The 6,562-nt window shown below is 61.3% G+C and carries 6 protein-coding genes; 3 read left to right on the forward strand and 3 right to left on the reverse strand.

Annotated elements, in window-relative coordinates; all coding sequences use genetic code 11:
• Window positions 1-93: 93 nt before the first annotated feature.
• A complete protein-coding gene (locus Q0I65_RS08225) occupies window positions 94-1,794 on the reverse strand; it encodes a SulP family inorganic anion transporter (RefSeq protein ID WP_296062257.1) in 1,701 nt (566 codons plus the stop codon).
• Window positions 1,795-2,097: 303 nt separating this feature from the next.
• Here Q0I65_RS08225 and Q0I65_RS08230 point away from each other — a divergent pair, with 303 nt between their 5' ends.
• Together Q0I65_RS08230 and bsh are read left to right on the forward strand one after the other, a co-directional pair.
• Window positions 2,098-2,307 carry a hypothetical protein gene (locus Q0I65_RS08230; protein ID WP_296062259.1) on the forward strand — a complete coding sequence of 70 codons (210 nt, stop codon included), beginning with the start codon at window positions 2,098-2,100 and terminating at the stop codon, window positions 2,305-2,307.
• 170 nt (window positions 2,308-2,477) lie between these two features.
• The gene (bsh, locus tag Q0I65_RS08235) at window positions 2,478-3,497 is read left to right on the forward strand and encodes a choloylglycine hydrolase (protein WP_296062261.1); all 1,020 of its coding nucleotides are present in this window, start codon (window positions 2,478-2,480) and stop codon (window positions 3,495-3,497) included.
• 38 nt (window positions 3,498-3,535) lie between these two features.
• On the opposite strand, the gene Q0I65_RS08240 is transcribed toward bsh, so the two are convergent.
• Window positions 3,536-4,582, reverse strand: a complete 1,047-nt coding sequence (locus tag Q0I65_RS08240) for an asparaginase (protein WP_296062264.1) — start codon at window positions 4,580-4,582, stop codon at window positions 3,536-3,538.
• Window positions 4,583-4,962: 380 nt separating this feature from the next.
• Between Q0I65_RS08240 and Q0I65_RS08245 the strand changes: the two genes are divergently transcribed.
• Window positions 4,963-5,985, forward strand: a complete 1,023-nt coding sequence (locus Q0I65_RS08245; protein ID WP_296062267.1) for a DUF262 domain-containing protein — start codon at window positions 4,963-4,965, stop codon at window positions 5,983-5,985.
• A 169-nt stretch (window positions 5,986-6,154) separates the two neighbouring features.
• On the opposite strand, the gene Q0I65_RS08250 is transcribed toward Q0I65_RS08245, so the two are convergent.
• Window positions 6,155-6,562, reverse strand: a 408-nt coding sequence (locus Q0I65_RS08250; protein WP_296062269.1) for an aminotransferase class I/II-fold pyridoxal phosphate-dependent enzyme, incomplete at its 5' end; no start/stop codon positions are given.

Below are 6,562 nucleotides of genomic sequence, written 5' to 3' on the forward strand. Positions count from 1 at the left end.
CGGGCGCCCTGAAAAAATCCCTTCTTTGGCGGTCGGGCATCGTTGTGCTCGACCGCCTTTCTCATTGGGCTCGCTCCAAGCCGCCTTCCCTTCTTACGCCGCCTTCGCGCTCTTCGCGGCTTCTTCGGCTGCAATCAGTTCGCGCGCATGCTCGATGGCGTCGTCGATGTTCGGGCGGAAGTGCTCCTCGCCCACCAAATCGACGAACCCTGCGCGGCGCATGGCCTTTACGGGCTGTTCATTGGCGTGGCTGAAGATGAGCTTCACGCCGTTTTCCTTACAGTAGTCGTAGAGGTTCTCGAGCGCGTTCATTCCCGACGAGTCGAGCGATGGCACGCCGCGCATGCGGATGATCAGGTATTTTGTGAACTCCTTCACCGAGATATCGGTAATGCGGTCGGTCATGCCGAAAAACATCGGGCCGTTGATCTCGTACACGCGCACGCTTTTGGGCAGCTCGCGCAAGTGCGTGACCTCGGAGTCGGCGTCGCAGTAGTATTTCCAGCCTTTGACTTCGGTTTCCTCGGAAACCATCTTCATGAACAGCACCACGGTGATGAGCATACCGACCGCAATGGCCGTCACCAGGTCGAACACGATGGTGAGCATGAACGTGAGCAGAAGCGTGGCAACCGCGCCCTTCGATGCCGTGTGACACAGGTGCGCGAAGTTGCGCCAGCCGCTCATGTTGTAGGCGACCTGAAGCAGGATTGCCGCGATGGTGGGCATGGGGATAAGCGCTGCGTACGGCATGAGGAACACGAGCACCGCGAGCAGGACCAGCGCGTGCACCATGCCTGCGATCGGCGTGCGCCCGCCGCTCTTCACATTGGCGGCCGTGCGGGCGATGGCGCCCGTCGCGGGAATACCGCCGAAAAGCACCGAGCCCAGGTTGCCAACGCCTTGGGCCACGAGCTCCATGTTGCAGCGGTGGTGCGAGCTGATCATCGAGTCGGCGACGACGCACGAGAGCAGCGATTCGATGGCGGCCAGGATGGCGATGGTGATGCCGTTGGGAAGCTGTTCGCGCAGCAAATCGATCGAGAGCTGCGGCGCGTGCAGCTCGGGCAGGCCGGCGTTGATGGTGTACAAATCGCCGATGGTGTTTACGTTCATGCCGAACAGGGGAACCATGGCCATGCCCGCGATGACGGCGACAAGCGAGCTGGGCACCTTGGCCCCCAGCGTGCCCAGTCGCGGCCACAAAAACAGCACCGCCAGGCACACCGCGCCCACCACGAGCGCCTGCCAATTGAAGGTGCCGAAGTTTTCCGCGAGTGCCGTTACTTTGTCGAGCGTCTCGACCGTTGCCGTCCCCTCGGGGTACGTGAGCCCGAAGAAGTCTTTCAGCTGGCCGATCACGATGGTCACCGCGATGCCTGCCGTGAAACCGGTGGTGATGGTGTAGGGCACGAAGCGGATGATGGTTCCCAGCTTGAGCAGGCCCATGAGCACAAGCAACACACCGGCGATTAGCGTTGCCGCCACCAAGCCACCGATGCCGTCGGTTGCGACGATGCCGGCAACGATGGTCGCGAACGCGGCGGTGGGGCCGGAAATCTGCACGCGCGAGCCGCCGAGGAATGCGATCAGGAAGCCTGCGACAATGGCGGTGTAGAGCCCCTGTTCAGGGCCGACGCCCGATGCGATCGCCAACGCGATGGAGAGCGGCAGCGCCACGATGGCGACTACGATGCCCGACACGATGTCGCGGGGAAGCTGCTCTTTGAGCTCCTCTTTGGTGGAATGCTTGATGATGCTGAACAGGATCGGTTTGATTTTGTCGCGCTGCAAGGGTGCTTGATTCCTCCTCGTTGTTTTTCGTTTTTGTCGCCCGCGCCGTCCGCTTGGACGTTTTCGCGCACAGTTCCCTATCCCGTAATGGGGACAGAAAAATTCCACCCAGGCGATCCCGGGTGGAATTTGAGTTCTTCAGTTGTCGCCAAAAGGCATGGAAAGGGGGTCTCGTATTCTAACGGCTCAGCAACGTGGCTGCTCACGGCATGCAAAAATCAACAGTGTAGCGTGCGAAAGCAAAGGCGAGCGGCATTGAGGTTTCTCATGCGGTCGTTTCGCGAGGGCTGCTATCATAGTCGCATGGACGACTTCGAGAAAAAATGGAAACGCATTCAAGAACAGCTTCGCATTCAGATGAGCGGCGATGAGCAGCCGCGCGTATCGAGTGGCCGCACGCTTTTCGGCATTCAGAGCGAGGGCGAGCGCAAGATGGAAAAGTTCGCCCAGCAAATAGAGGCAGAGTACCAAGCGCGCGAACTGGGAAAAGAGGAAAACCAACGCGAACTGTAGCGCTGGCTTCGGGTGGTGCTACGTGGAGCTGTAGCATTTGCCCCCATCGTTTTTTTGTTCACGGCGGAGGGTTTTTCTGTAAGTTCAATCTGTTTGCGGCGCGGCGTTTTGGTGACCAAATGGCAACGATGGGAAGCTTCCGGTTGTCCTTGAAACGACCCAGGCGCACGATGGCATGGAAGAAAGGCCCACCCGATGCGGGCGGGCGCGGACGGATAAGCTTCACGGAAGGATGCGATATGTGCACGGGAATCAGGTTCAGCGACGGTGACGGCAACATGTATCTGGCACGCAATCTCGATTGGAGCACGCGCTACGGTGAGCGCGTGGTGGTGACGCCCGCGGGCTTTCCGCTCCCCTACTCCTTCCTCGATGACGTGCCGGCGGCGCACGCCATGATCGGTATGGCGGTCGTGCTCGACAACTATCCACTCTACTTCGATTGCGGAAACGACGCGGGCTTGGGCGTTGCCGGCTTGAACTTCCCTGGGTTCGCCGAATATTCCAAGGGGCCTATCGATGGGAAGACGAACATCGCGGCCTACGAGTTCCCCGTTTGGGTGGCCGCGAACTTCGCGTCGGTCGATGAAGTGGAGGCGGCCCTCACGAATGCGAACATTATTGCGAAGCCGGTGAGCGACCAGCTCGGCGTGTCGATGCTGCACTGGATTGTCGGTGATGGCACGCGCTCGATCGTGATTGAGCAGATGACCGACGGCCTGCATGTGATGGACAACCCGGTCGATACGCTGGCGAACCAGCCCGAGTTCACCTGGCATATGACGAACTTGCGCACCTATATCACGGCAACGGGCGACTTCCCCGCTGCTGCGACCTGGGGTCGCGCCGAGCTTACCCCCTTCGGCGCAGGCGCCGGTGCGCGCGGCATCCCGGGCGATTCCTACTCCCCTTCGCGCTTCGTGAAGGCGGCGTTCTTGAACGCGAACTACCCGCAAAAGTCCAGCGAATGGGAAAACGTGCTGCGCGCGTTCCACACGCTTGGGAATGTGGCGATGGTGGAAGGCTCGGCGGCGATGGCCGACGGCACCTTCGAGCGCACGCTCTACACGGGGTGCTACTCGGCGCGCACGAAGACGTACTACTACTCGACCGACGACGACCCGTCGATCAAAAGCGTCGCGCTTGCCGACTGCGACGCGGGCGACACAAGCAAGCTCTTCGTGGCCTAAGTAGTGCGCGAGGCGGTGCGCTGCCTCGTGCTTTCTGCTTACTCGAACGGCGAGCGGTCGTGGTTGATCTCGCAGTTGAACAGGTGCTCAACCTCTGTCACATCTCGGGTCTGCCCGAGCGCCCACATGGTTTTCGCGACGATCGCCTCGGGAGTCATGTCGGCGCCGCGCAAAATGCCCGGATGGTTCGCATACGCGCGGCCAACCTCGTAAACTCCCAGGTCAAGACCTTCTTCGGGGACCTGCGTCGTCATGACGGCGATGCGCCCCGAATCGACCCATGAATAGATAGCGTCCTGGAAGCACGGGCCAGTCTCGCCTTGCTCGGGAATGCCGCCAATGCCGAACGTTTCTAAGATGACTGCGTCGTAGGCGGGCGCCAAGGCCGAGAAGATTCGCGAATCGAGCCCTGGCGTGAGCTTCAGCGCAAACACGCGCGGGTCGAGCTTGTCGTAGACGACGGGACGCCCTGCTGCTGCGTGTCCGCGTGCCCCCTCCGCCCTCTTTGCATGCGCGAAGGGGGCGGAGCGCACGATGCGGTCGGTGCGGATATAGGCGAGCGGCGGGAAGTTCACGCTGGTGAAGGCGTTGAAACTCATGGTGCGCTGCTTGCGCGCGCGGGTTCCCGCGATGACGACGCCGCCGAACGCGATCGATACGTCGCTCGCGTCGTCGTCGGTTGCGTACAGCACGCTTTGGTAGAGGTTGAGCTTCGCGTCGGTGAAGGCGCTCGCCATAGGGCGCTGCGACCCGGTGAGCACGATGGGCTTGGGGCTGTGTTGGATGAGATAGGACAGGGCGGCCGCGGTGTATGCCATGGTGTCGGTGCCGTGCAGCACCACGAACCCGTCGTAGTCGTCGTAGCTTTCCATGATGGTGCGGGCGACGCGCAGCCAGTCGCTCGGGCGCATGTTGGTCGAATCGATGTTCATGGCCTGTTTCACGTCGAGTGTGGCGAGGTCTGCCACCTCGGGAACGTACCTCGTCAATTCCTCGCCTGAAAGCGCAGGTGACAAGCCATTTCCCTCTTCTTTCGATGCAATGGTGCCGCCCGTGGCTACAAGCAAGATGCGTTTCTTAGTCATGGTTGCTCCCCAATCTTTCGGTGCCGGGCGTGCCCTTGGTTGTCGCTTGACGGCCAGCGCGAGCAGAGGGATCGCGATGCGTCTGCTTCCAAGCCGCCCTTCGAGCTCGCCTCTGCATCGTTTTCGAGCACGGTATTTCTAGGATTGTATCCTATGGTTTGCTCGCGCACTTGCCGTTTCTCTCTTCGGGGGTCGCTCTCTGTGCGCGATTTGCGGATTCTCCTGCTCAATCGAATTCGAACATCTACTCATCCATAGGCGCCTGTCCTATAATCCTTCACGGTTTTTTGGGGCCGCACCCGCGGCGACGCTTCGGGTGCAAGATGGAGGCCGCGTCCAGGCCGGCACCTTGGGCGCGAAATGGAGAAAGAGTTTTACGCATGCAAACTAAACAAGAGCTGTTCCTCGACCTTTTGGGAACGGAAGACACCCAGTTCGTCATCCCGGTGTACCAGCGCGTGTACTCCTGGGGCCTGCAGCAATGCAAGGGGCTGTGGCAGGACATCAACCGCTCGGGCCGTACGGGCAACGCGCATTTCATCGGCACGGTGCTCTACTCGCCCGACCGTTTCGCGAAGACGGCGCAGCACCAACTCGACGTGATCGACGGCCAGCAGCGCATGACCACGCTCACCATCGTGATCGCCGCGCTCGTGAAGTATCTGCGCGCGCACGGCGCGACCGCCGATGGCCTCACCGCCGACGACATCTCCGGCACGTTCCTCCACGTGAAGACGGGCGACGGTGTGGCGGCGAAGCTCATCCTGTCGCTGAACGACTGCCCGACACTTGAGGCGGTGGTGAACGCTACGCCGATGCCCGAGCGTCCCTCCGAACGCATCACCGAGAACCTCGACTACTTCTACGGCGAGATGGAGAAGAGCGATTTCGACGCCGACGTGCTGTGGGCGGGCATGAAGGTGCTCACGGTGATCGACGCGGAGCTCGACCGTGGCGACAACCCGCAGCTTATCTTCGAGAGCTTGAACGCGCGCGGTGTACCGCTGACGACGGCTGACCTGGTGCGCAACTATCTGCTCATCGCGATGGATCACGACGAGCAGACGCGCCTGTACAAGGAATACTGGGAGCCGATCGAGGTCATGTTCGGAGATGATCCCGGCGCCGAGAAGCTCAACGCCGCAATCCGCACGTGGCTTTCCATCCGCTTCCCCAAGGTGCGCATCCACGACAAGAGCGAGACGTATTCCGTGTTCAAGACCTACATCGAGGACGAGCATGCGGGCACGCCCGAGGAGCTGCTCGATGAGCTGCGCGGCTTCTGCTTCATGTGGGCTGAGAACTACAACTTCCACGAGGTGAAGGAATTCCGCAGCATGAACTGGGCGAAGGGAAAGCGCCGCACGCTCGTTCCCGAGCGCGCAAGCCAAGGCGGGTTCTAAGGTCAGCGTTGCAGCCTGCGCGATCTGCCGCGTGAGATGGAAGGAGCCTCGGGCACAAGCTCGAGGCTCCTTTTAGTTTTGCTCCTAAGCTCTTTCGCGGGAAGGACGCTTCCTGCGGCGGGTGGCGTTCTTCCCGCCGCATGGGGCTCGCTACGCCACTCGACGTTCGCTACGCCATGAGCTTTTTAATGCGCTCCATCGCCTCGACGGTGGCGTCGGCATCGCCGAAGGCGGTCAGGCGCACATAACCTTCGCCCGAGGGGCCGAAGCCCGCGCCCGGCGTGGTGATGATGTTCGCCTCGGTGAGCAGCTTGTCGAAAAACTCCCAGCTGCCGACTCCCTCGGGGGTTCTGCACCAAATGTAAGGGCTGTTCACGGCGCCGTACACGGTGAACCCAGCGGCTTCAAGGCCTTCTTTGATTACGCGCGCGTTGTTGCGGTAGTACGCAAGCGTCTCCTCGATCTGGCGCTCGCCTTCCTCGGTGTAGATTGCTGCGGCGCCGCGCTGGATGATGTAGCTCGCGCCGTTGAACTTCGTGCACTGGCGGCGGTTCCACATGGCGTTCAGGCTCTGGCC

It is taken from the genome of uncultured Ellagibacter sp. (genome assembly GCF_934643285.1).
GTDB lineage: Bacteria > Actinomycetota > Coriobacteriia > Coriobacteriales > Eggerthellaceae > Ellagibacter.

Excerpts from the sequence above, each read along its gene's own strand:
- Q0I65_RS08230 (WP_296062259.1), top strand. The coding sequence starts at position 2,098 with ATGGACGACTTCGAGAAAAAATGGAAACGCATTCAAGAACAGCTTCGC.
- bsh (WP_296062261.1), top strand. The coding sequence starts at position 2,478 with ATGGCATGGAAGAAAGGCCCACCCGATGCGGGCGGGCGCGGACGGATA.
- Q0I65_RS08240 (WP_296062264.1), bottom strand. The coding sequence starts at position 4,582 with ATGACTAAGAAACGCATCTTGCTTGTAGCCACGGGCGGCACCATTGCA.
- Q0I65_RS08245 (WP_296062267.1), top strand. The coding sequence starts at position 4,963 with ATGCAAACTAAACAAGAGCTGTTCCTCGACCTTTTGGGAACGGAAGAC.